Annotated in this window: 19 protein-coding genes; 10 read left to right on the top strand and 9 right to left on the bottom strand. The window is 64.3% G+C overall.

Annotation, left to right across the window (positions count from 1 at the left end):
* Positions 1 to 5 precede the first annotated feature (5 nt).
* The 10 genes from odhB to htpG all read left to right on the top strand — a co-directional run bounded on the left by odhB (position 6) and on the right by htpG (position 11212).
* Complete coding sequence (gene odhB / locus SF06_RS11530) at positions 6 to 1217, top strand: 2-oxoglutarate dehydrogenase complex dihydrolipoyllysine-residue succinyltransferase (RefSeq protein ID WP_027590088.1); 1212 nt, start codon at positions 6 to 8, stop codon at positions 1215 to 1217.
* A gap of 85 nt (positions 1218 to 1302) precedes the next feature.
* Positions 1303 to 2739 (top strand): dihydrolipoyl dehydrogenase, encoded by a 1437-nt coding sequence (lpdA, locus tag SF06_RS11525; protein ID WP_027590087.1) that lies wholly within the window; start codon positions 1303 to 1305, stop codon positions 2737 to 2739.
* 119 nt (positions 2740 to 2858) lie between these two features.
* A complete protein-coding gene (sucC, locus tag SF06_RS11520; RefSeq protein WP_027590086.1) occupies positions 2859 to 4028 on the top strand; it encodes an ADP-forming succinate--CoA ligase subunit beta in 1170 nt (389 codons plus the stop codon).
* Complete coding sequence (gene sucD, locus SF06_RS11515) at positions 4025 to 4912, top strand: succinate--CoA ligase subunit alpha (protein WP_027590085.1); 888 nt, start codon at positions 4025 to 4027, stop codon at positions 4910 to 4912. Before sucC ends, sucD begins: the two co-directional genes overlap by 4 nt.
* A gap of 216 nt (positions 4913 to 5128) precedes the next feature.
* Positions 5129 to 6430: a branched-chain amino acid transport system II carrier protein gene (brnQ, locus tag SF06_RS11510; RefSeq protein WP_027590084.1), complete on the top strand. Its 1302-nt coding sequence runs from the start codon at positions 5129 to 5131 to the stop codon at positions 6428 to 6430.
* 67 nt (positions 6431 to 6497) lie between these two features.
* Positions 6498 to 7250 carry a DUF599 domain-containing protein gene (locus SF06_RS11505; RefSeq protein ID WP_027590083.1) on the top strand — a complete coding sequence of 251 codons (753 nt, stop codon included), beginning with the start codon at positions 6498 to 6500 and terminating at the stop codon, positions 7248 to 7250.
* Between the two features lie 47 nt (positions 7251 to 7297).
* Complete coding sequence (locus tag SF06_RS11500; protein WP_027590082.1) at positions 7298 to 7762, top strand: PaaI family thioesterase; 465 nt, start codon at positions 7298 to 7300, stop codon at positions 7760 to 7762.
* Positions 7759 to 8205: a PaaI family thioesterase gene (locus SF06_RS11495; RefSeq protein ID WP_027590081.1), complete on the top strand. Its 447-nt coding sequence runs from the start codon at positions 7759 to 7761 to the stop codon at positions 8203 to 8205. Before SF06_RS11500 ends, SF06_RS11495 begins: the two co-directional genes overlap by 4 nt.
* A 45-nt stretch (positions 8206 to 8250) precedes the next feature.
* On the top strand, positions 8251 to 9234 hold the full coding sequence (locus SF06_RS11490) for a hypothetical protein (RefSeq protein WP_052199802.1): 984 nt from the start codon (positions 8251 to 8253) through the stop codon (positions 9232 to 9234).
* Between the two features lie 73 nt (positions 9235 to 9307).
* Entirely contained in the window at positions 9308 to 11212 is a 1905-nt protein-coding gene (gene htpG, locus SF06_RS11485) for a molecular chaperone HtpG (protein WP_027590080.1), read from the top strand.
* A 257-nt stretch (positions 11213 to 11469) separates the two neighbouring features.
* Here the strand turns inward: htpG and SF06_RS11480 are convergent, their stop codons facing one another.
* The 9 genes from SF06_RS11480 to gloB all read right to left on the bottom strand — a co-directional run bounded on the left by SF06_RS11480 (position 11470) and on the right by gloB (position 23124).
* Positions 11470 to 11907 (bottom strand): OsmC family protein, encoded by a 438-nt coding sequence (locus SF06_RS11480; protein ID WP_027590079.1) that lies wholly within the window; start codon positions 11905 to 11907, stop codon positions 11470 to 11472.
* A gap of 206 nt (positions 11908 to 12113) precedes the next feature.
* On the bottom strand, positions 12114 to 12908 hold the full coding sequence (fabI, locus tag SF06_RS11475) for an enoyl-ACP reductase FabI (protein ID WP_027590078.1): 795 nt from the start codon (positions 12906 to 12908) through the stop codon (positions 12114 to 12116).
* Positions 12889 to 14535 (bottom strand): ABC transporter ATP-binding protein, encoded by a 1647-nt coding sequence (locus SF06_RS11470; RefSeq protein WP_039561506.1) that lies wholly within the window; start codon positions 14533 to 14535, stop codon positions 12889 to 12891. Before SF06_RS11470 ends, fabI begins: the two co-directional genes overlap by 20 nt.
* A 1-nt stretch (position 14536) precedes the next feature.
* Positions 14537 to 15556 (bottom strand): ABC transporter permease, encoded by a 1020-nt coding sequence (locus SF06_RS11465; RefSeq protein WP_039561501.1) that lies wholly within the window; start codon positions 15554 to 15556, stop codon positions 14537 to 14539.
* Position 15557: 1 nt separating this feature from the next.
* Entirely contained in the window at positions 15558 to 16640 is a 1083-nt protein-coding gene (locus SF06_RS11460) for a microcin C ABC transporter permease YejB (protein ID WP_027590075.1), read from the bottom strand.
* The gene (locus SF06_RS18020) at positions 16640 to 18745 is read right to left on the bottom strand and encodes an extracellular solute-binding protein (RefSeq protein WP_081798243.1); all 2106 of its coding nucleotides are present in this window, start codon (positions 18743 to 18745) and stop codon (positions 16640 to 16642) included. Before SF06_RS18020 ends, SF06_RS11460 begins: the two co-directional genes overlap by 1 nt.
* Entirely contained in the window at positions 18742 to 20571 is a 1830-nt protein-coding gene (locus SF06_RS11450) for an extracellular solute-binding protein (RefSeq protein WP_027590074.1), read from the bottom strand. Before SF06_RS11450 ends, SF06_RS18020 begins: the two co-directional genes overlap by 4 nt.
* A 133-nt stretch (positions 20572 to 20704) precedes the next feature.
* Positions 20705 to 22243, bottom strand: a complete 1539-nt coding sequence (locus SF06_RS11445; protein WP_081798242.1) for a lytic transglycosylase — start codon at positions 22241 to 22243, stop codon at positions 20705 to 20707.
* Positions 22244 to 22341: 98 nt separating this feature from the next.
* The gene (gene gloB, locus SF06_RS11440; protein ID WP_039561500.1) at positions 22342 to 23124 is read right to left on the bottom strand and encodes a hydroxyacylglutathione hydrolase; all 783 of its coding nucleotides are present in this window, start codon (positions 23122 to 23124) and stop codon (positions 22342 to 22344) included.
* Positions 23125 to 23157 lie beyond the last annotated feature (33 nt).

Raw genomic sequence — 23157 nt, 5'->3', positions numbered from 1 at the left:
ATCACATGGCTATTGAGATCAAAGCCCCCGCCTTCCCGGAATCGGTTGCCGACGGCACCGTTGCCACCTGGCACAAGAAGCCGGGCGAAGCCGTAAAGCGCGACGAACTGATCGTCGACATCGAAACCGACAAGGTTGTTATGGAAGTGCTGGCCGAAGCCGATGGCGTGGTCGGTGAAATCATCAAGGGCGAGGGCGAGACCGTTCTCTCCGGCGAAGTGCTGGGCACCCTGAACGCTGGCGCCGTGGCCGCCGCTCCGGCTCCGGCCGCTGCTGCTGCCCCGGCAGCCGCCGCCGCTCCGGCCGCTGCTGCCGAAGACAAGATCCTGTCTCCGGCCGCCCGCAAGATCGCCGACGAAGCCGGCGTCGACCGCAATAGCATCGAAGGCACCGGCAAGGGTGGTCGCGTGACCAAGGAAGACGCCGTTGCTGCCGCTTCCGGCAAGCCGGCCGCCGCTCCGGCTGCCAAGACTGCCGCTCCGGCTGCCGACGCTCCGGTCTTCGCTGCCGGCGACCGCGTCGAGAAGCGCGTGCCGATGACCCGTCTGCGCGCCAAGGTTGCTCAGCGTCTGGTCGAGGCCCAGTCCTCCATGGCAATGCTGACGACCTACAACGAAGTCAACATGAAGCCGATCATGGACCTGCGCGCCAAGTACAAGGACCTGTTCGAGAAGAAGCACAATGGCGTGCGTCTGGGCTTCATGTCCTTCTTCGTCAAGGCGGCTGTCGAGGCGCTGAAGCGCCAGCCGGTGGTCAATGCTTCCATCGACGGTAACGACATCGTCTACCACGGCTACCAGGACATCGGCGTGGCCGTGTCCAGCGACCGTGGCCTGGTGGTACCGGTGCTGCGCAACGCCGAGTTCATGAGCCTGGCGGAAATCGAAGGCGGCATCGCTGCCTACGGCCGCAAGGCGAAGGAAGGCAAGCTGACCATCGAGGAAATGACCGGTGGCACCTTCACCATCTCCAACGGTGGTGTGTTCGGTTCGCTGCTCTCCAGCCCGATCGTCAACCCGCCGCAGTCCGCCATCCTCGGCATGCACAAGATCCAGGAGCGCCCGATGGCCGTGAACGGCCAGGTGGTGATTCTGCCGATGATGTACCTGGCGCTGTCCTACGACCACCGCCTGCTGGATGGCAAGGAAGCGGTCACCTTCCTGGTCACCCTCAAGGATCTGCTGGAAGACCCGGCGCGCCTGCTGCTGGACATCTGATCGACGTGTGATTCGCGTCAGGCAGAACCCGGCATGTCCGGGCTCTGCCGTTTGTGGACTTCGCAATTTTCGAAGAGGAAACCCTATGAGCCAGAAATTCGACGTCGTGGTGATCGGTGCCGGCCCCGGCGGCTATGTCGCTGCCATCCGCGCGGCCCAACTGGGCAAGAAGACCGCCATCATCGAGAAGTACACCGGCAAGGACGGCAAGCTGGCCCTGGGCGGCACCTGCCTGAACGTCGGCTGCATCCCCTCCAAGGCGCTGCTGGACAGCTCCTACAAGTTCCATGAAGCCCACGAGAGCTTCAAGCTGCACGGCATCAGCACCGGTGACGTGAAGATGGACGTGCCGACCATGGTCGGCCGCAAGGACCAGATCGTCAAAAACCTCACCGGCGGTGTCTCCGCGCTGATGAAGGCCAATGGCGTGACCGTGTTCGAAGGCCACGGCAAGCTGCTGGCCGGCAAGCAGGTGGAAGTCACCAAAACCGACGGCAGCGTTGAAGTGCTGGCCGCCGAGAACGTGATCCTGGCCTCCGGTTCCAAGCCGGTCGAGATTCCGCCGGCTCCGGTCGATCAGAAGGTCATCGTCGACTCCACCGGCGCCCTGGACTTCCAGAACGTTCCCGGCAAGCTGGGCGTCATCGGCGCCGGCGTGATCGGTCTCGAGCTGGGTTCGGTCTGGGCCCGTCTGGGCAGCCAGGTCACCGTGCTGGAAGCCATGGACAAGTTCCTGGCCGCCGCCGACGAGCAGATCGCCAAGGAAGCCCAGAAGATTCTCACCAAGCAGGGTCTGGACATCCGTCTGGGCGCGCGCGTCACCGGCACCGAGGTCAAGGGCGAGCAAGTGGTCGTCACCTTCAGCGATGCCAATGGCGAACAGCAGCTGACCTTCGACAAGCTGATCGTAGCGGTCGGCCGCCGTCCGGTGACCACCAACCTGCTGGCCGCCGACAGCGGCGTGACCATGGACGAGCGCGGCTTCATCTTCGTCGATGACTTCTGTGCCACCAGCGTTCCGGGCGTCTACGCCATCGGCGACGTGGTGCGCGGCGCCATGCTGGCCCACAAGGCCTCTGAAGAGGGCGTGATGGTTGCCGAGCGCATCGCCGGTCACAAGACCCAGATGAACTACGACCTGATCCCGGGCGTCATCTACACCCATCCGGAAATCGCATGGGTCGGCAAGACCGAGCAGTCCCTGAAGGCCGAAGGCGTGGAGATCAACGTGGGTGTTGCCCCGTTCGCCGCCAGCGGTCGCGCCATGGCTGCCAACGAAACCGCCGGTTTCGTCAAGGTCATTGCCGATGCCAAAACCGATCGCGTGCTGGGCGTCCACGTCGTGGGCCCGAGCGCTGCCGAGCTGGTTCAGCAGGGCGCCATCGCCATGGAATTCGGCACCAGTGCCGAGGACCTGGGCATGATGGTGTTCGCGCACCCGACGCTGTCCGAATCGCTTCATGAAGCGGCCTTGGCTGTGAATGGTCATGCCATCCACGTTGCCAACCGCAAGAAGCGCTAAGGGAGCCCGGCAGGTGGCTTGAACTTTTGCGAGGGGGGAGGGCTCACCTGCCGTATAGGAGGCGTGTCCGTGAGGACACGCCTATTGCCAATAGCAAAAACTAGAAACGGTAGAGAAGCATGAATCTTCACGAGTATCAGGGTAAGCAGCTCTTCGCTGAATACGGCCTGCCCGTCTCCATCGGCCATGCTGTAGACACCCCGCAACAGGCCGCAGAAGCCTGCAAGGAGATCGGTGGCGATGCATGGGTCGTCAAGGCCCAGGTGCATGCCGGCGGGCGAGGAAAGGCCGGCGGTGTAAAGCTGGTTCGCAATCCGGAGGAGGCGCGGGAGTTCGCAACCCACTGGCTGGGCAAGCGCCTGGTGACGTACCAGACCGATGCCAATGGCCAACCGGTCAGCAAGATCCTGGTCGAGGCCTGCACCGACATCGACAAGGAGCTGTATCTCGGCGCCGTGGTCGATCGTTCAAGTCGACGCATCGTCTTCATGGCGTCCACCGAGGGTGGTGTGGAGATCGAGAAGGTCGCCCACGATACCCCCGAGAAGATTCTCAAGGCCACCATCGACCCGTTGGTGGGCCCGCAGCCCTACCAGGGCCGCAGCCTGGCGTTCCAGCTGGGCCTGCAGGGTGAGCAGATCAAGCAATTCACCCACATCTTCATGGGCCTGGCGCGCCTGTTCAAGGACTACGACCTGGCCCTGCTCGAAGTCAATCCGCTGGTCATCAAGAAGGACGGCAACCTGCATTGCCTGGATGCCAAGGTGAACATCGACGGCAACGCGCTGTATCGCCAGTCCAAGCTGCGCGCCATGCATGACCCGTCCCAGGATGATCCCCGCGAGGCCCACGCGGCACGCTGGGAGCTCAATTACGTGGCCCTCGATGGCAACATTGGTTGCATGGTTAACGGCGCGGGCCTGGCCATGGGCACCATGGACATCATCAATCTGCACGGTGGCAAGCCGGCCAACTTCCTCGACGTGGGCGGCGGCGCGACCAAGGAACGCGTGACCGAAGCGTTCAAGATCATTCTCTCCGACAGCAACGTGAAGGCCGTGCTGGTGAACATCTTCGGCGGCATCGTGCGCTGCGACATGATTGCCGAGGGCATCATGGGCGCCGTGCGTGAAGTCGGCGTCAAGGTACCCGTGGTGGTGCGCCTGGAGGGCAACAATGCCCAGCTCGGCGCCAAGATGCTGGCCGAAAGCGGCCTGAACATCATCCCGGCAACCAGTCTGACCGAGGCCGCCCAGCAGGTGGTCAAGGCTGCGGAGAGCAACCAATGAGCATTCTGATCAACAAGGACACCAAGGTCATCTGCCAGGGCTTCACCGGCTCGCAGGGTACGTTCCACAGCGAACAGGCCATCGAATACGGCACGAAAATGGTGGGCGGCGTGACGCCGGGCAAGGGCGGCACCACGCACCTGGGCCTGCCGGTCTTCAACTCGGTTGCCGAGGCCGTGCAAGCCACCGGTGCGGATGCCTCCGTTATCTACGTGCCGGCGCCGTTCTGCAAGGACTCCATCCTCGAAGCGGCGTTCGGCGGCATCAAGCTGATCGTCTGCATCACCGAAGGCATTCCGACCCTGGACATGCTGGAAGTGAAGATCAAGTGCGACGAGCTGGGCGTGCGTCTGATCGGTCCGAACTGCCCGGGCGTGATCACCCCCGGCGAGTGCAAGATCGGTATCCAACCCGGCTATATCCATATGCCGGGCAAGGTCGGCATCGTGTCCCGCTCCGGCACCCTGACCTATGAAGCGGTGAAGCAGACCACCGACGCCGGCTTCGGCCAGTCCACCTGCGTGGGCATCGGCGGCGACCCGATCCCCGGTTCCAGCTTCGTCGACATCCTCAAGTTGTTCCAGGAAGACCCGCAGACCGAAGCCATCGTGATGATCGGCGAGATCGGCGGCAGCGCCGAGGAGGAAGCGGCGGCCTTCATCAAGGCCAACGTCACCAAGCCGGTGGTGTCCTACATCGCCGGCGTGACCGCGCCGCCTGGCAAGCGCATGGGCCATGCCGGTGCGATCATTTCCGGTGGCAAGGGCACGGCGGAAGAGAAGTTCGCCGCGCTGCAGGACGCCGGCGTGAAAACCGTGCGCTCCCTGGCCGATATCGGCAAGGCGCTGGCTGAAGTCACCGGCTGGCAGGTCAAGCGGGCCTGAGCCCCGGCGTGCAAGCAAAGGCCACCGCAAGGTGGCCTTTGTGTTTGCGCATGGCACCGGATGTCCATCAGAAGGTGCAGTAATGACCGTAAATCGTTAGGCTTTGCATCTTTTTGAACGTCCTCTTCAAAAGAGAGCGTCGTTCTGGCCCGCAGCCAGTTTCCCTTACCCCGGGAAGCCACGACATAACATTCTTTTGCAGTGGTGTTACTTCCCATGACCCGTCTGAAAGGTTCCGACCTGGTTGCCCTTGGTTTCATGACCTTCGCGCTGTTCCTCGGCGCCGGCAACATCATCTTCCCCGCAAGCGCCGGCATGGCCTCGGGCGACAATATCTGGCCCGTGGCACTGGGCTTCCTGCTCACCGGAGTCGGCCTGCCGCTGCTGACCATCGTGGCCCTGGCCCGGGTCGGTGGTGGTATGCCGAGCCTGACCGGGCCACTTGGCAAGGTAGCCGGTACCGTGCTGGCCGTGGCCGTCTACCTGTCCATCGGGCCGCTGTTCGCCACGCCGCGTACTGCGGTGGTGTCGTTCGAGATCGGTGTCGCGCCCTTCACCGGTAACAGTGACTGGGCGTTGTTCATCTATTCCCTGGTGTTCTTCGGACTGGTGCTGTTCCTGGTGCTCAACCCCGGACGGTTGATCGACCGGGTTGGCAAGATCATCACCCCGGTGCTGCTGCTGGCCCTGGTGTTGCTGGGTGCCGCCGCGATCTTCGCGCCGGCCGGCCCGGTGGGGGGCACTGCCGTGGAGTACCGCGATGTGCCCCTGTTGCAGGGCTTCCTGCAGGGCTACCTGACCATGGACGCCCTGGGCGCGCTGGTGTTCGGCATCGTGATCGCCACCGCGATCCGCGATCGCGGTGTGACCAGTCCGAGTCTGGTGACCCGCTATTCCATCATTGCGGTGATCATCGCCGCGGTTGGCCTGGCGCTGGTCTACCTGGCGCTGTTCTACCTGGGCGCCACCAGCCAGAGCGTGGCGGGTGAAGCAAGCAATGGCGGGCAGATCCTCACTGCCTACGTGCAGCACACCTTCGGTACTCCCGGCCTGCTGCTGCTGGCCGCGGTGATCATCCTCGCCTGTCTGACCACCGCGGTGGGCCTGCTCACCGCCTGCGGCGAATTCTTCGGCGAGCTGCTGCACACGTCCTATCGCAACGTGGCCGTGGGCTTCACGCTGTTCAGCCTGCTGGTGGCCAACCAGGGGCTCGACCAGCTGATTCGCATCTCGGTGCCGGTGCTGGTGGGCCTGTATCCGCTGGCCATCGTGCTGGTACTGCTGAGCCTGGCCGACAGGCTGTGGCGCGAGCCGCACCGGGTGTTCCGCCCGGTGATGGCGGTCGCCCTGGTCTTCGGTCTGGCGGACGGCCTGCTGGCCAGCGCCTTCAAGGATGTGGTGCCCCCGTTCTTCACCACCTTGCCCTGGGCGGCGCAAAGCATGGGCTGGGTACTGCCCGTGCTGGTGGTGCTGCTGATCAGTGTGGTCATTGATCGCCTGCTGCCGGCTCGACAGTAGTGGCGTAAAGGCATTAGCGGAGAGGACAAGCCGGGTATAATCGCCCGGCTCTGAAGGGAACGTGCCTATGACCTTGACCGACGATTATCTGCGCCAGTTGGTGGCAGCCCTCTGGTTCGTCTTCTGCTGGCTGGGCTACACGCGCTACGCGATCTGGAAGGGCCGGGACACGCCGTGCCTGGCCAGCGTCATGGCCCTGTACCGCGAGGACTGGATGCGGCGCATGCTGCAGCGCGACAACCGCATCGCCGATGCCAGCGTGATCGGCAATCTGGAACGCAATGCCTCGTTCTTCGCCTCTAGTACGCTGATCATCCTGGCCGGTATCGTCACTGCGCTGGGGGCTTCCGACCGTGCGGTATCGCTGCTGGCCGAGCTGCCCTTCATCGAACCGGTCGGCCGGGGCATGTCCGAGCTCAAGCTGTTGTTGCTGGCCATGGTGTTCGTCTACGCCTTCTTCACGTTCAGCTGGTGCATGCGCCAGTACAACTTTGCCGCCGTGCTGCTGGGCTCGGCGCCGCTGCTGGCCGAACGCAACGTCAGCGATCAGGAGCGCAACATCTTCGCCAAGCGCGCCGCCAAGCTGCTGTCGAGCGCCGGCAACCAGTTCAACCTAGGCCTGCGGGCGTACTATTTTGGCCTGGCGGCGCTGTCCTGGTTCATCCATCCGTGGGTGTTCATGGTCGTGACCGCCGGTGTGGTGCTGGTTCTGTACCATCGCGAATTCCACTCCCGGGTACTCAAGGTGCTGACCCATACCCCCGCTCCGATTGCCGCCCCCTCAGCCCAACAGGAGCCCCGCGAGCCCGATTTCCATTGACCCGGGCGGCCTGATGCCGCCCGTTCTGCACCTTGCGAGCCATAACCATGAACAAGAATCCACTCGTGCAGCGCGCCGAACGCTTCCTTTCTGCCCTGCGGCACTGCCAGGTGCTGGGCATGCAGGTGGAAGCGGCCGACAAAAAGGGCCTGACGCTACGCCTGCCATACAGCGAGAAGATCGTCGGCAATCCGGAAACCGGCGGTATCCATGGCGGCGCCATCACCACCCTGATGGACACCACCTGCGGAATTTCCACCGTGTGTTTCCTGCCCGATTTCGAGGTCTGCCCGACCCTGGACCTGCGCATCGACTACATGCACCCGGCCGATCCGCACAAGGACGTCTATGGCTTTGCCGAATGCTATCGGGTGACGCCGACGGTGATCTTCACCCGTGGCGTGGCCTATCAGGATGATCCCGCGCAACCGATCGCCCACGCGGTGGGCACCTTCATGCGCCTGGGGTCCGGCGCGCACATCAAGAGCGGTTTCCCGGAGGGCAAGGCATGAACCGGCAGGCGTTCAACGCACTCTTGAGCGAGGCGCATACCCGCAACGACTACAGCGCCCTGATCGATCTGGTTCCCTATGCACGGCTGATCGGCATCGAATGCCTGCGTCTGGGGGATGACATGGTGTTCCGCCTGCCGGCCCAGGCCGACAACATCGGTAACCCGGTACTGCCGGCGCTGCACGGCGGGGTGATCGCCGGATTCATGGAACATGCCGCATTGCTGCACCTGCTGATGTTCATGGGCAGCGCGCATTTGCCGAAAACCATCGACTTCTCGGTGGATTACCTCAGGGCCGGTCACTATCGTGACACCTTCGCTCAATGCCAGGTGTGGCGACAGGGCCGTCGAGTGGCCAACGTGGCCATCACCGCCTGGCAAACCACGCAAACCGAACCCATCGCCACCGCCCGAGCGCACTTCAAGGTCGACGAATCCTGATCGACCGTTCCGCGCCCGGTGCTCTGGCCGGACGAGGAACATTCAATGGATGCCTTGCTGATTCTCGGCGGCTTCTTCCTGCTGCTTGGCAGTTTCTTCTGGCTGGCCTTGCGCGCGTTTGCGCGGGGGGCCGGCTGGGGATTGCTGTGCCTGCTGCCGCCGTTGACCCTGCTGTACCTGTTCCGCTATGGCAAGGAGGCGCGCGCGCCCCTGCTGTGCGCGCTGCTTGCCGCCATGCCGTTGGGTTTCGGCCTGCTCGGACTGGCGGAGCAGGACCCCAATCGCTTGCGCGCCCTGCTGAACCTGGAATGGCTGGAGCCCGTGCGCAATCCCTGGCAGCCGGACATCCGCCTGCGCGGTCGCCTGTGGGGCGAACCTTTCGCGCCGGTGGAAGGCGAGTTCATCGATGGCCGGTTGCGACTGAGTCAGGGTTCGGCAAGCTTCGACTGGCGCGAGTTGGTGATCCACCTGGGCGAGTTTTCCGGTTCGCAACTGACGCTGGACATCCTGCCGCAGGACGATGACGTCCCGACCATCGAGCTGGTGCGCCAGTTGGGCGGCAATCCGTTACCCGAGGCGTTGCGCCTGGAGCGCGGCTACAGCATGCATCTGCAGTTGCAACGCCAGGCGCCCAACCGGCTGGTGGGCAACCTCCACCTGGGCTTGCCGAGTGCGCACAGGACCTGGGTGTCCGGCCCCATCGAAGTCTTCACCGACCGGTTGCGCTACCGCGAAGGCCGGGTGGATACCCGTTTCGACTCGGTGCAGACCCTGCAGGTCGTCATCGAAGACTACCTGCAGCGCCGCTTTCCGCAGCACCGCGTTGAGGCGGTGCAATTGCCGGACATCGACTGGAACAGCCGGCCGCTGGAACTGCGTGTCCAGGCGCGCATCGGCAACCGGGCGCTGATCGTGCCCTTGCTACTGCTCAAGGACGAACAGATGGGCTGGGGCGTGCCGGGCGACCGTTATCCGCCGCGCGGCGCGTCCGATCAGGAGGCTGATGCCGCCAAGCCCTTGAAATCATGAGCCTCGTCCCCCATCTGCTGGGACACCCCGTCGCGCAAGCGGCCCGTACCCAACACCTGGAGAGTTGAAGACGATGAGTGTGGAAACTCAAAAAGAAACCCTGGGCTTCCAGACCGAGGTGAAGCAGCTGCTGCACCTGATGATCCATTCCCTGTACTCCAACAAGGAAATCTTCCTGCGCGAGCTGATCTCCAACGCTTCCGACGCCGCCGACAAGCTGCGTTTCGAGGCGCTGGCCAAGCCGGAGCTGCTCGAAGGCGGCGCCGAGCTGAAGATCCGTGTCAGCTTCGACAAGGACGCCAAGACCCTCACCGTCGAAGACAACGGCATCGGCCTGAGCCGTGAGGATGCCATTACCCACCTGGGTACCATCGCCAAGTCCGGCACCGCCGAATTCCTCAAGAATCTCACCGGCGACCAGAAGAAGGATTCCCGCCTGATCGGCCAGTTCGGCGTGGGCTTCTATTCCGCATTCATCGTCGCCGACAAGGTGGACGTGTTCAGCCGCCGCGCCGGCCTGCCGGCCGCCGAGGGCGTGCACTGGTCGTCGAAGGGCGAGGGCGAGTTCGAAGTGGCCACCGTGGAGAAGGCCGAGCGCGGCACGCGCATCGTGTTGCACCTGAAGAGCGGTGAGGAAGAGTTCGCCGACGGCTGGCGCCTGCGCAACATCATCAAGAAATACTCCGACCACGTGGCGCTGCCCATCGAACTGCCGAAGGAGCATTACGGGGAAGAGAAGGACAAGCCGGCGGAACCCGAGTGGGAGACCGTCAACCGCGCCAGCGCCCTGTGGACCCGGCCGCGCAGCGAGATCAAGGACGAGGAATACACCGAGTTCTACAAGCACGTCGGTCACGACTTCGAAGACCCGCTGGCCTGGAGCCACAACAAGGTCGAGGGCAAGCTGGAATACACCTCGCTGCTCTACGTGCCGGGCCGCGCGCCGTTCGACCTGTACCACCGCGAAGCACCCAAGGGCCTGAAACTCTATGTGCAGCGCGTGTTCATCATGGATCAGGCCGACCAGTTCCTGCCGCTGTACCTGCGCTTCATCAAGGGCGTGGTGGATTCCAATGACCTGTCCCTGAACGTTTCCCGCGAAATCCTGCAGTCGGGCCCGGTCATCGACTCCATGAAGTCGGCGCTGACCAAGCGCGCCCTGGACATGCTGGAAAAGCTCGCCAAGGACAAGCCCGAGGACTACAAGACCTTCTGGAAACAGTTTGGCCAGGTGCTCAAGGAAGGCCCCGCCGAGGACTTCGCCAACAAGGAGAAGATCGCCGGCCTGCTGCGTTTCAGCTCCACCCACGACGCCAGCGGCGAACAGTCCGTGTCGCTTGCCGACTACCTGGGTCGCCTGAAGGAAGGTCAGGACAAGCTCTATTTCCTCACCGGCGAGAGCTACGGCCAGGTCAAGAACAGCCCGCACCTGGAAGTGTTCCGCAAGAAGGGCGTGGAAGTGCTGCTGCTCACCGATCGCATCGACGAGTGGCTGATGAGCTACCTGACCGAGTTCGACGGCAAGCAGTTCGTCGACGTGGCGCGCGGTGACCTGGACCTCGGCAAGCTGGACACCGAGGAGGACAAGAAGGCCCAGGAAGAAGTCGCCAAGACCAAGGAACAGCTGGTCGAGCGCTTGAAGAAGGTGTTGGAGGCGGAGGTCGCCGAGGTGCGCGTGTCGCACCGTCTGACGGAATCGCCGGCGATTCTCGCCATCGGCGAGCAGGACCTGGGTCTGCAGATGCGCCAGATCCTCGAGGCCAGCGGCCAGAAGGTGCCGGAGAGCAAGCCGATCTTCGAGATCAATCCGCAGCACCCGCTGATCGAGAAGCTGGACGCCGAGGCCGACGAAGACCGCTTCGCCGACCTCAGCCACATCCTGTTCGACCAGGCCGCCCTCGCCGCCGGCGACAGCCTGAAGGACCCGGCCGGCTACGTGCAGCGCCTGAACAAGCTGCTGCTGGAACTGAGCGCCTGAGCGTTGCGCTGAAATCACAAAGGGCCACTTCGGTGGCCCTTTGTGTTTACGCCGCAGTTTTAGGGCGGTCGGCGCATGTCCGGCCGCTGTTGGGCCACGGCGCCATGGCCATGGTGGACAAGGAAAACGTTGTCCACCCTACGTTTGCCCGGCCCGCGACACCTTAGCAACCGTAGGGTGGTCGGCGCACTTCCGGCCGCCGTTGGGCCATGGCACCGTGGCATGGTGGACAAAAACATTGTCCACCCCCACGTGCATCACGCCAGCGCCGTGCTTACCTTGGTGCCATTCAGCAGGGTTTCCATCACCGGGCAGCGGCGTTCCACTTCTTCCAGAAAGGCCTGCTTGCGCGCCTGATCCAGTTCCGGCGCGTCGATGTCGACCTTCAGGCGGATCTCCTGGAAGCCCACCCGGGCGTCGGTCTCGCGGCCGAGCAGGCCGCTGGGGTCGTAGTCGGCCTCCACCTCGAATGTCATGGCGTTGATGGCGAGCTTCTGCTGATGGGCGACGATGCGCCCGATACTGCCGAAGCAGCCGGCCACGGTGGCGATCATCACCTCCAGCGGGCTGGCGCCCAGGTCTGCTCCGCCGGCGGTCTTGGGCTGGTCCATGATGACGTGGTGGCTGCCACACTGGATGTCGATGGTCATGCCGGCCTGCATGTGGCCGCTGGCTTTGATGGTCTTGAGCGCCATGCGCGAACTACCTCATGAAAAGATAAAAAAGCCTGGGAAGGCTAGGGGTGGTTTGGCGCTTCGTCCTTGATGCGCATCAATACCCCTTGGGGTATCAATCGAAGGCCAGCATGCTACGACGTTTGGTCTCGGGATGAAACAGGCGCGCCCGCGGAAATGAAAAAGCCCGGGCATTGGCCCGGGCTTTGGGGGTATCGCGGACCGGATCAGTCCTCGATGGCACCCATGGCGGTGGTGTTGAAACCGCCGTCGACATACATGATTTCGCCGCTGATGCCGGACGCCAGGTCCGAGCACAGGAAGGCGGCGGCATTGCCGACTTCCTCGATGGTCACGTTGCGACGCAGGGGGGTCTGCTTCTCGTTGGCGGCGAGCATCTTGCGGAAGCTCTTGATGCCGGACGCGGCCAGGGTACGGATCGGGCCGGCGGACACGGCGTTCACGCGGGTGCCTTCCGGGCCGAGGCTGCCGGCCAGGTAGCGCACGCCGGCTTCCAGGCTGGCCTTGGCCATGCCCATCACGTTGTAGTTGGGCATGGTGCGCTCGGCGCCCAGGTAGGTGAGGGTCAGCAGGCTGCCGTTGCGGCCCTTCATCATCGGGCGGCCAGCCTTGGCCAGGGCGACGAAGCTGTAGGCGCTGATGTCGTGGGCGATCTTGAAGCCTTCGCGGGTGGTGACTTCGGTGAAGTCGCCGTCCAACTGGTCACCGGGGGCGAAGCCGACGGAGTGGACGATGCAGTCCAGGCCGTCCCACTTCTTGGCCAGCTCTTCGAAGACCTTGGCGATGTCCTCGTCCTTGGCGACGTCGCAGGGGAAGCACAGGTCGGCGCTGGAGCCCCAGCCGGCGGCGAAGTCTTCCACGCGGCCCTTGAGCTTGTCGTTCTGGTAGGTGAAAGCCAGTTCTGCACCTTCGCGGTACATGGCTTCGGCGATGCCCGAGGCAATCGACAGCTTGCTGGCGACACCGACGATCAGTACGCGCTTACCGGCGAGAAAACCCATGTTCTATTCCTCTTGCTTGGTTGGTTGGCGTTGCCGGGGCCATGAAGGCCGCTTCCAGCAACTGCCGGGTATAAGGGTGTTGTGGGTCGGCGAATACCTGCCGCGCCTCGCCTTGCTCGACGACCTGTCCCTGTTTCATCACCAGCAGGTGATGAGAGAGGGCCCTGACCACCGCCAGATCATGGCTGATGAACAGGTAAGTCAGGTTGTGCCGGGCCTGCAAGTTGCGCAGCAGCTCGACGACCTGGCGCTGTACCGTGCGGTCGAGCGCCGAGGTGGGCTCGTCCAGCAGGATCAGCGCCGGCTTCAACACCAGTGCCCGGGCAATGGCTATACGCTGCCGTTGCCCGCCGGAAAACTCGTGGGGATAGCGGTGCCGGGCATCCGGGTCCAGACCTACCTCCGTGAGCGCGTCGATGATGGCCTGTTCCTGCTCCTCGGCGCTGCCGAGACGGTGAATGCGCAGCCCCTCGCCGACGATCTCGCCCACCGACATGCGCGGGCTGAGACTGCCGTAAGGGTCCTGGAAGACCACCTGCATCTGGCGGCGCAAGGGCCGCACCTGCTGCTGGCTGAGGCCTTCCAGGGCCTGGTCCTGGAAACGGATGCCGCCCTGACTGCTGATCAGGCGCAGGATGGCCATTCCCAGCGTGGACTTGCCGGAACCGCTTTCCCCCACGATGCCCAGGGTTTGCCCTTGCAGCAGGGAGAAGTCGATGCCGTCCACGGCCTTCACATGATCGACCGTGCGCCGCAGCAGCCCCTTCCTGATGGGGAACCACACACGCAGGTCGTTCACTTGCAGAATCGGCTGGCCGACGGGGTTGTCCGCCGGCTCGCCGCTGGGTTCTGCGCCGAGCAGTTCCTGGCTATAGGGATGCTGCGGAGCGCGGAACAATTCCTCACACGACGCCTGTTCGACGATGCGTCCGCGCTGCATGACACATACGCGGTGGGCGATTCTGCGCACCAGGTTGAGGTCGTGGCTGATGATCAGCAGTGACATGCCCAAACGGGCCTGCAAGTCCTGGAGAAGTTCGAGGATCTTGAGCTGAACGGTGACATCCAGCGCGGTCGTGGGTTCGTCGGCGATCAGCAGCTCTGGCTCGTTGGCCAGGGCCATGGCAATCATCACGCGCTGGCGCTGGCCGCCGGACAGCTCATGGGGATAGGCCTTGAGGCGCTTGGCCGGCTCGGGAATGCCCACCAGATCCAGCAGTTCAAGGGTGCGCGCGGTGGCGGCGCTGCCGCTCAGCCCCTTGTGCAGGCCCAGGACTTCGTTGATCTGCTTTTCCACCGTATGCAGGGGGTTGAGCGAGGTCATCGGTTCCTGGAAGACCATGGCGATGCGGTTGCCGCGGATGCCGCGCAGGGTCTTCTCGTTCGCCTGCAGCAGGTCCTGGCCCTGGTAATGAACGCTGCCGGCCGGATGGCGGGCCAGCGGGTAGGGCAGCAGGCGCAGGATGGAATGCGCAGTGACGGACTTGCCCGAGCCGCTTTCGCCCACCAGCGCCAGGGTCTCGCCCTTGCGGATGTCGAAGCTGACGCCTTCCACCACGCGCTGCGCCTGGTCGCCGGTGACGAACTCGACGGCCAGGTCGCGGATTTCGATCAGGTTGTCGCTCATCTCACTTCCTCGGGTCGAAGGCATCGCGGGCGGCTTCGCCGATGAACACCAGCAGGCTCAGCATGATCGCCAGCACGCTGAACGCGGCGATGCCCAGCCAGGGCGCCTGCAGGTTGGATTTGGCCTGGGCCACCAGTTCGCCCAGCGAGGGAGAGCCGGCGGGGAGGCCGAAGCCGAGGAAATCCAGGGCGGTCAGGGTGCCGATGGCCCCGGTCAAAATGAACGGCATGAAGGTCATGGTGGAGACCATGGCGTTGGGCAGGATGTGACGGAACATGATGGCGCCGTTCTGCATGCCTAGCGCTCGGGCGGCGCGCACGTACTCCAGGTTGCGGCCGCGCAGGAACTCGGCACGCACCACGTCCACCAGGCTCATCCAGGAGAACAGCAGCATGATGCCCAGCAGCCACCAGAAGTTCGGCTGCACGAAGCTGGCCAGGATGATCAGCAGGTAGAGCACCGGCAACCCCGACCAGATCTCCAGGAAGCGCTGCCCGGCCAGGTCCACCCAGCCGCCGTAGAAACCCTGCACGGCGCCGGCTATGACGCCGATCAGCGAGCTGAGCAGGGTCAACGTCAGGGCGAACAGCACCGACACGCGGAAGCCATAGATGATCCGCGCCAGCACGTCGCGGCCCTGGTCATCGGTGCCCAGCCAGTTCTGGATGGAGGGCGGGGCGGGGGCCGGGATGTCCAGATCGTAGTTGATGCTGGCGTAATCGAAGGGAATCGGCGGCCAGAGCATCCAACCGCCTTTCTCTTCGATGAGCTGGCGCACATAAGGGCTCTTGTAGTTGGCCTCCAGCGGGAATTCGCCGCCAAAGGTGGTCTCCGGGTAGCGCTTGAACACCGGGGAGTACCACTGTCCGTCGTAGCTGACGATCAGTGGCTTGTGGTTGGCGATCAGTTCGGCGCCCAGGCTGAGCACGAACAGCGCAAGGAACAGCCACAGCGACCACCAGCCACGCTTGTTGGCCTTGAAGCGCTCGAAGCGACGTCGATTGAGCGGGGACAGTTTCATCTCAACCCTCCCGGCTTTCGAAGTCGATGCGCGGATCGACCAGGGTGTAGGTGAGATCGCCGATCAGCTTGACCAGCAGGCCCAGCAGGGTGAACAGGAACAGCGTGCCGAACACCACCGGGTAGTCGCGGTTCAGCGCCGACTCGAAGCTGAGCAGGCCCAGGCCGTCGAGGGAGAAGATCACCTCGATGAGCAGCGAACCGGTGAAGAACATGCCGATGAAGGCGGCGGGGAAGCCGGCAATGATGATCAGCATGGCGTTGCGGAACACGTGACCGTAGAGCACGCGGTTGGGGCTCAGGCCCTTGGCCTTGGCGGTGACTACGTACTGCTTGCCGATCTCGTCGAGGAAGCTGTTCTTGGTCAGCAGGGTCAGGGTGGCGAAGTTGCCGATCACCAGCGCGGTCACCGGCAGCGCCAGGTGCCAGAAGTAATCGGCGACCTTGCCCAGCAGCGACAGCTCGTCGAAGTTGCTGGAGGTGAGGCCGCGCAGCGGGAACCAGTTGAAGTAGCTGCCGCCCGCGAACAGCACGATCAGCAGGATGGCGAACAGGAACGCCGGGATGGCGTAGCCGACGATGATCGCCGAGCTGGTCCAGACATCGAAGGCGCTGCCGTGGCGGGTGGCCTTGGCGATGCCCAGCGGGATGGAGACCAGGTACATGATCAGTGTGCTCCACAGCCCGAGCGAGATGGACACCGGCATCTTTTCCAGAATCAGGTCGGTGACCTTGGCGTCGCGGAAGAAGCTTTCGCCGAAATCGAACTGTGCGTAGTTGGTCAGCATCAGCCAGAAGCGCTCATGGGCCGGTTTGTCGAAGCCGTACATGCGCTCGATCTCGGCCACCAGTTCCGGGTCCAGGCCCTGGGCGCCGCGATAGTTGGAGCCGGACGCCGCTTCGGCGCCGCCGCCGGCGATGCGTCCGGTGGCGCCACCGGCTGCGGCGTCGAAGCCCTCCAGGCGGGCGATGGTCTGCTCCACCGGGCCGCCGGGCGCGGCCTGGATGATGAGGAAGTTGATCAGCAGGATGCCGAGCAGGGTCGGAATGATCAGCAGCAGGCGCCGCGCAATGTAGGCCAGCATTATTCAGCTACCTCGTCCGGCGCGGGCGTCGGCGCGCTGCCTTCGATCCACCAGCTCATCAAGCCCACGTCGTAGCGCGGTGTGCGGTGCGGGCGCTTGAGATGCGTCCAGTGCGCCACGCGCCAGGTATCGATGTAGTAGTTGGGCACCACGTAGTGGCCCCAGAGCAGGGCGCGGTCCAGCGCGCGGGCATGGGTGATCAGGCTCTGCCGCGAATCGGCGCGGATCAGGCCTTCCACCAGCGCATCGATCGCCGGGTCGCGCAGGCCGATGAAGTTGCGGCTGCCGGGGCTGTCCGCGCTGCGCGAATGCCAGAACTCCATCTGTTCGTTACCCGGCGAGTTCGATTGCGGCCAGATGCTGGAGGTCATGTCGAAGTCACGGGAACGCAGGCGGTTGATGAACTGCGAGACGTCCACGCGACGCAGCTGCATCTCGATGCCCAGCTCGGCCAGGTTGCGCTTGAACGGCAGCAGCACGCGCTCCATGTTGGCCTGCAGCACCATGAACTCGAAGCTCAGCGGCTGGCCATCGGCATTCACCATGCGGTCCTTTTCCACTCGGTAGCCGGCGTCGAGCAGCAACTGGTACGCGCGGCGCTGGCGGTCGCGAATGATGCCGCTGCCGTCGCTCACCGGCGGCTCGAAACCCTGGGTGAATACCTCCTCGGGCAGGTGCTCGCGCAGGGGCTCGAGGAGCTTCAGCTCCGCCTCGTCAGGCAGCCCGCGGGCCGCCAGTTCCGAGTTCTCGAAGAAGCTGCGGGTGCGCTTGTAGGCGCCAAAGAAAAGCTGTTTGTTGGTCCATTCGAAGTCGAACAGCAGGGCAATGGCCTCGCGCACGCGGCGATCCTGGAACATCGGCCGGCGGATATTGAAGGTGAAGCCCTGCATGCCCACCGGATTGTGGTTGGGAATGGCTTCCTGGATGATCCGGCCGCTGCGCAGGGCGGGGCTGTCATAGCCGGTGGCCCAGTCCTTGGCGGAGTATTCCAGGTTGTAGTCGAACTGCCCGGCCTTGAAGGCCTCCAGGGCGACGGACATGTCGCGGTAGTAATCCAGGGTAATGGCGTCGAAGTTGTAAAGGCCGCGGGTCACCGGCAGATCGGCTGCCCACCAGTCGGTGATCCGCTCGTAGCGCACGGAGCGGCCGGCGGCGTAGCTGGCGATGCGGTACGGGCCGCTGCCCAGCGGCGGCTCCAGGCTGGTGCGGGTGAAGTCGCGCTTGGCCGGCAGCACCTTCATGGCGCGCAGGGCGGCCAGTAGGTCCTCGCTGGCGGGGCCGTTCAATTCGGCACGCAGGCGCCGGGCATCCGCGATGTGCAGGGATTTCACCGCGGCAAGTGCCGGCAGATCCTGGGTGGCACGGGACAGTTGCACGTCCTCGGCGCTGGGGAGGTTCTCGCCCTCGTTCAGGGTGATGGTGACGCTGCGGCCGTCTTCGGCGAGCACTAGCGTGGCGATGGTTTCCAGCGCCGGTGCGGACTCCCTTCGGGACAGGTCGCGTTCCTGCCACCAGTGCCGGGGCAGAATCTGCAACTGCCCGATGATCAGTGGCAATTCGCGGTTGCCGGTATGGGTGAAATCGAAGCGCACGCGATGCAGCCCTTCGGCCACCACCTGCTTGATGTCCGCGTAATAGTGGCGGTACATCGGGTCGCCCTTGCTGACCAGGGTATCGAAGGTGAACACCACATCCTCGGCGGTCAACGGGGTGCCGTCATGGAAGCGTGCCTGGGGGCGCAGGTGGAAGCGCACGAAGCTGTTGTCCGGCGCCTTTTCGATCCTTTCCGCCAGCAGGCCGTATTCCGTGAACGGCTCGTCCGGGGAATGGTAGGTGAGGGTGTCGTAGACCAGCCCGATCATGCTGGCTTCGTTGCCCTTGGGTATGAACGGGTTGAAGCTGTCGAAGCCATTCAGCCCGGCCAGGCGCAGGGTGCCCCCCTTGGGCGCGTCCGGGTTGACGAAGTCGAAGTGGCGGAAATCGGCCGGGTAGAGCGGTGCCTCGTCATACAGCGTGACGGCATGCTGGGGTTGCGCCAGTGCCGCGCCGGCCAGCCCGAGCGTGAGGGCCGTGGCCGGCAGCAGGCGTTTGCACAGGGTGTTCATCGTGAGCTCTTCTCCGTGGGCTTTTGCCACCAGGCACGCAATCCGAGGGTGTACGGCGGCGTACCGGGCATGGCCAGGCGATTGCGATAGGCCAAGCGGTGGTGATCGATGTACCAGTTGGGGATGCTGTAGTGCTGCCAGAGCAGCACGCGGTCCAGGGCGCGGGTGGCGACAATCTGCTCCTCACGGCTGGTGGCGGCCAGCAGCTGTTCAAGCATGGCGTCCACCACCGGATCGGCGATACCCGCATAGTTGCGGCTGCCACGCACGTTCGCCTGGGAGGAATGAAAGTACTGCCATTGTTCCAGGCCGGGGCTGAGGGTTTGCGGCAGTGTCATCAGCACCATGTCGAAATCGAAGCTGTCGAGCCGTTGCTTGTACTGCGCGCGGTCCACGGTGCGCAGGCCGACCTGCACGCCGAGGCGCTGCAGGTTCTCCCGGTACGGCTGCAGGATGCGTTCCAGGCGCGGGTTGACCAGCAGGATCTCGAAACGCAGTGGACGACCCCGGGCGTCGCGCAGCCCCTGACCGGATGGCTTCCAGCCCGCCTCGGCCAGCAGGCCGAGGGCGCGGCGTATGGTCTCGCGCGGAATGCCGCGGCCATCGGTGCGCGGCATCTGCCAGGGACGGGTGAGTGTGCCGGGCGGCAGTTGCTCGCGCCAGGGTGAAAGCAGCAGCCACTCGGCGCCTTCCGGTTTGCCAGTGGCGGAGAATTCGCTGTTGGGGAAGTAACTCTCGCTGCGCCGGTAGGCGGCATTGAACAGGGTGCGGTTGGCCCATTCGAAATCCAGCATCAGGCCCATGGCTTCGCGCACCCGCCGATCGGCGAAGATCGCTCGCCGGCTGTTCATGAACAGCGCCTGGGTCTGGGTGGGAATCCGATGGGGAATCTCCGCGCGGATCACCTCGCCGCGCGCCACTGCCGGGAAGTTGTAGCCGCTGGCCCAGTTCTTTGCCTGGTTTTCCAGGAAGATGTCGAATTCGCCGGCCTTGAAGGCCTCGAAGGCCACATGGTTATCGCGGTAGAAATCCACCTCCACCCGATCGAAGTTGTACTTGCCGCGGTTCACCGCCAGGTCCTCGCCCCACCAGTTCTCCACCCGCTCGAATACCAGGCGTCGGCCGGGCTCCACCTGGACGATGCGGTAAGGACCGCTGCCCAGCGGTGGCTCGAAGCTGGTGGCCTTGATGTCGCGCTTGTTCCAGTAGTGCTGCGGCAGCACCGGCAGCTCGCCGAGGCGCAGGATCAGCAGCGGGTTGCCGGCGCGCTTGAACACGAAACGGATGCGCTGGCGGTTGAGGATGTCGACCCGCGCCACCTCCTGCAGGCTGGTGCGGTAGCTCGGGTGGCCATCGCGCAGCAGGGTGCGGTAGGAAAAGGCCACGTCGGCGGCGGTGATCGGCTTGCCGTCGTGGAAGCGAGCTTCGCGGCGCAGGTTGAATACCACCCAGCTGCGTTCGCTGTCGTAGTCGATGGACTCGGCCACCAGCCCATAACTGGAAGCGGGCTCGTCACCGGAAGGATCGTAGGCGCCGGTGCCGACCATCAGCGGGGCGTTCAGCTCGCTGACGCCGTACTGCCAGAAGTTGGCCGTCGCTGTGGGGCTGGTGCCCTTGAGCGGGTAGGGATTGAGGGTATCGAAGGTACCCAGGCCCATCAGGCGCAGGGTGCCGCCTTTGGGTGCGTCGGGGTTGACCCAGTCGAAGTGGGTGAAGGAAGCGGGGTACTTGAGCGTGCCGAACTGGGCGTAGCCATGGCTGTGGAAGAGCCCGGCGTGCACCGGCAGGCAAAGCAGGCTCAGCAACAGGATAACGAGGCGGTACATCAGGCGAGGAAACCCGGTCCATGGCGGCGGATGAAGCTGCCGGTACAGTACCAGCTTGCCCCGGGGGGCAAAAGCCCGCCGACCCGGGGCTGCGGATCGGCGGTAGGCTGGCAGGCCGCCCTGGGGGAGCGGTTCAATCCGCGAGATAGAGCGTCAGGGTCTGGCCGGGCCGCAGCGCTTCGCTGCTGTTGGGGTTCCAGCTCTGCAGGTGGCTGACGTTCACGTTGAAACGCTTGGCGATGGCGTACAGCGAGTCGCCCTTGCGCACCTTGTAGATCGTCGGTTGCTCACCGGTCGGTTGAGCGCTGCCGCCGCGCAGGGTCAGCACCTGGTCGATGCGCAGGCGGTTGCTCGACAGCTTGTTCCAACGCTTGATGTCGGTGACGCTGACCTTGTGGTTGGCGGCGATGGTCCACAGCGAGTCGCCGTTCTTGACCCGGTAGTTGTAAGTGCCTTCGCCGCCTGTGCTGGCGCTGGCCAGCACGGTGCGGGCAGCGGGTGCCGGCTGGCCGGCGTGCGAGGGAATGCTGAGCAACTGGCCGACCCGCAGGTGTGTGCCGCGGATGCGATTGATTTCCTGCAGCATGCCCACGGTCAGGTTGTGCCGGCGGGCGATGGTGTACAGGCTGTCACCCGGGCGGACCTTGTATTCGTGCCAGTCAACCAGGTCCTCTTGCGGAAGCTGCGCGAGGTTGGTGGCGAGAATCTCGGCGTTGCTGCTTGGCACCAGCAGATGGCGGGGGCCGTCCATGGTGATCCGGCGCTTGAAGGCCGGATTGAGCAGATACAGGTGCTGCTCGTCGATCTCGGCCAGCTTGGCGGCGCGGGCCAGGTCCATGCGGCGGTCGATCTCGACCACCTCGAAGTAGGGCTCGTTGGGGATCGGATTCAGGGCGACATTGTATTTTTCGGGTGCCTTTACCAGCGAGGCCAGGCCAAGCAGCTTGGGCACGTATTCGCGGGTTTCGCGCGGCAGTGGCAGGCTCCAGAAATCGGTCGGCAGCCCCTTGCTCTCGTTGCGCTTCATGGCCCGGCGCACCGTGCCTTCGCCGGCATTGTAGGCCGCCAGGGCCAGTGGCCAGTCGCCGTCGAACATGGCATGCAGGCGGGTCAGGTAGTTCAGCGCGGCGTCGGTGGAGGCGGTGACGTCACGGCGCCCGTCATACCAGTTGGTCTGGCGCAGGTTGAAATGGCGTCCCGTGGAAGGAATGAACTGCCACAGGCCCGCCGCATGGGCGCGGGAATAGGCGAGGGGGTTGTAGGCGCTTTCGATTACGGGCAGCAGCGCCAGTTCCAGCGGTAACTGGCGCTCTTCGAGGCGTTCGACGATGTAGTGCATGTATAGGCTGCCGCGCTCACTGGCAGCTTCGAGCGTCCGGGGATTGTCGATGAACAATTGACGGTGGCGGATGATCTGAGCGTTCTCTTCAATGGAGAAGGCAAAGCCCGCCCGCATGCGTCCCCAGATATCGGCTGGCGGAGCCTGTACGGTCTCGGCGAAAGGTTGCGAAGCGGGCAGAGCAGGGGTGCCCAGGGTTGCCTGCTCCGTCGGATCGGTGGATTGCTGCAGGCTCTGACAGCCCGCCAGAGTCAGCAGGCCGGCCAGCGAGGCGAGTCGCAGGGCCCGTGCCAGAGGGGCTGAATAAAGATGAAAGGAAAGAAGCGGCGGCATTGGAGGTGGTCGTTTCGAGGCCAAAAATTGCCGCGATTCTAGGAACGCAACGGCGCAAGGGCAAGGAGGCCCGGTGACACGGGCCTCGCTTCGAGAAGTTAAAAATGATCTTTCCAGGCGCGCAGCGCTTCAAACACAAGTGCTGGCGTCAGATTTCCGTTTTTTTGACGCGTCGAAATAATTTCATTAATGGATGTTTCGTTGCAGCGCAGAAAGGGGTTGGTGGCCTTCTCGATGGCCAGTGTGGAGGGCAGCGTCGTGTGCCCGGCCGCACGCAGGCACTCCACCTCTTCCAGTCGCGCGCGGACCTGGGGGTTGTGCGGCTCCACGGCGCTGGCAAAACGCAGGTTGCTCAGCGTGTATTCATGGGCGCAGTAGATGCGCGTGGTGTCGGGCAGGTTTGCCAGCCGGCTCAGCGAGTCGTGCATCTGTGCGGGACTGCCTTCGAATAGACGCCCGCAACCAGCGGCGAACAGGGTATCGCCGCTGAACAACACGGGTGTGTCGGCGGCCGTATCGCTGTAGTAGGCGATGTGCCCCAGGGTATGGCCCGGAACATGGAAGACGTGCCATGCGTGGCCCAGCACCTTCACGAGGTCGCCGTCGCCAACCGCCTGGTCGCGGGCCGGGATCGCCTCCCGCTCGGGGCCGACGACCCGCGCTGCGGTCTGCTGCTTGAGAGGCGCAATGCCACCCACGTGGTCGTGATGGTGGTGAGTGACCAGAATATCGGTAAGGCGCCAGTCGGGATGCGCCGCCAGCCAGTTCAGCACCGGTGCGGCGTCGCCCGGATCCACCACCGCGCATGTATGCGTGGCGGGGTTTTGCAGCAGCCAGATGTAGTTGTCATTGAACGCCGGCAGGGCATCGATCTTCAGCATGGCGGATGGCTCGCGTTGCGGAACATAAAGGTG

This window comes from Pseudomonas flexibilis (assembly GCF_000802425.1).
In the GTDB taxonomy this organism is placed as follows: domain Bacteria; phylum Pseudomonadota; class Gammaproteobacteria; order Pseudomonadales; family Pseudomonadaceae; genus Serpens; species Serpens flexibilis.
The sequence above is the reverse complement of the archived record's forward strand: the minus strand, read 5'-3'. Positions and strand labels throughout refer to the sequence as shown.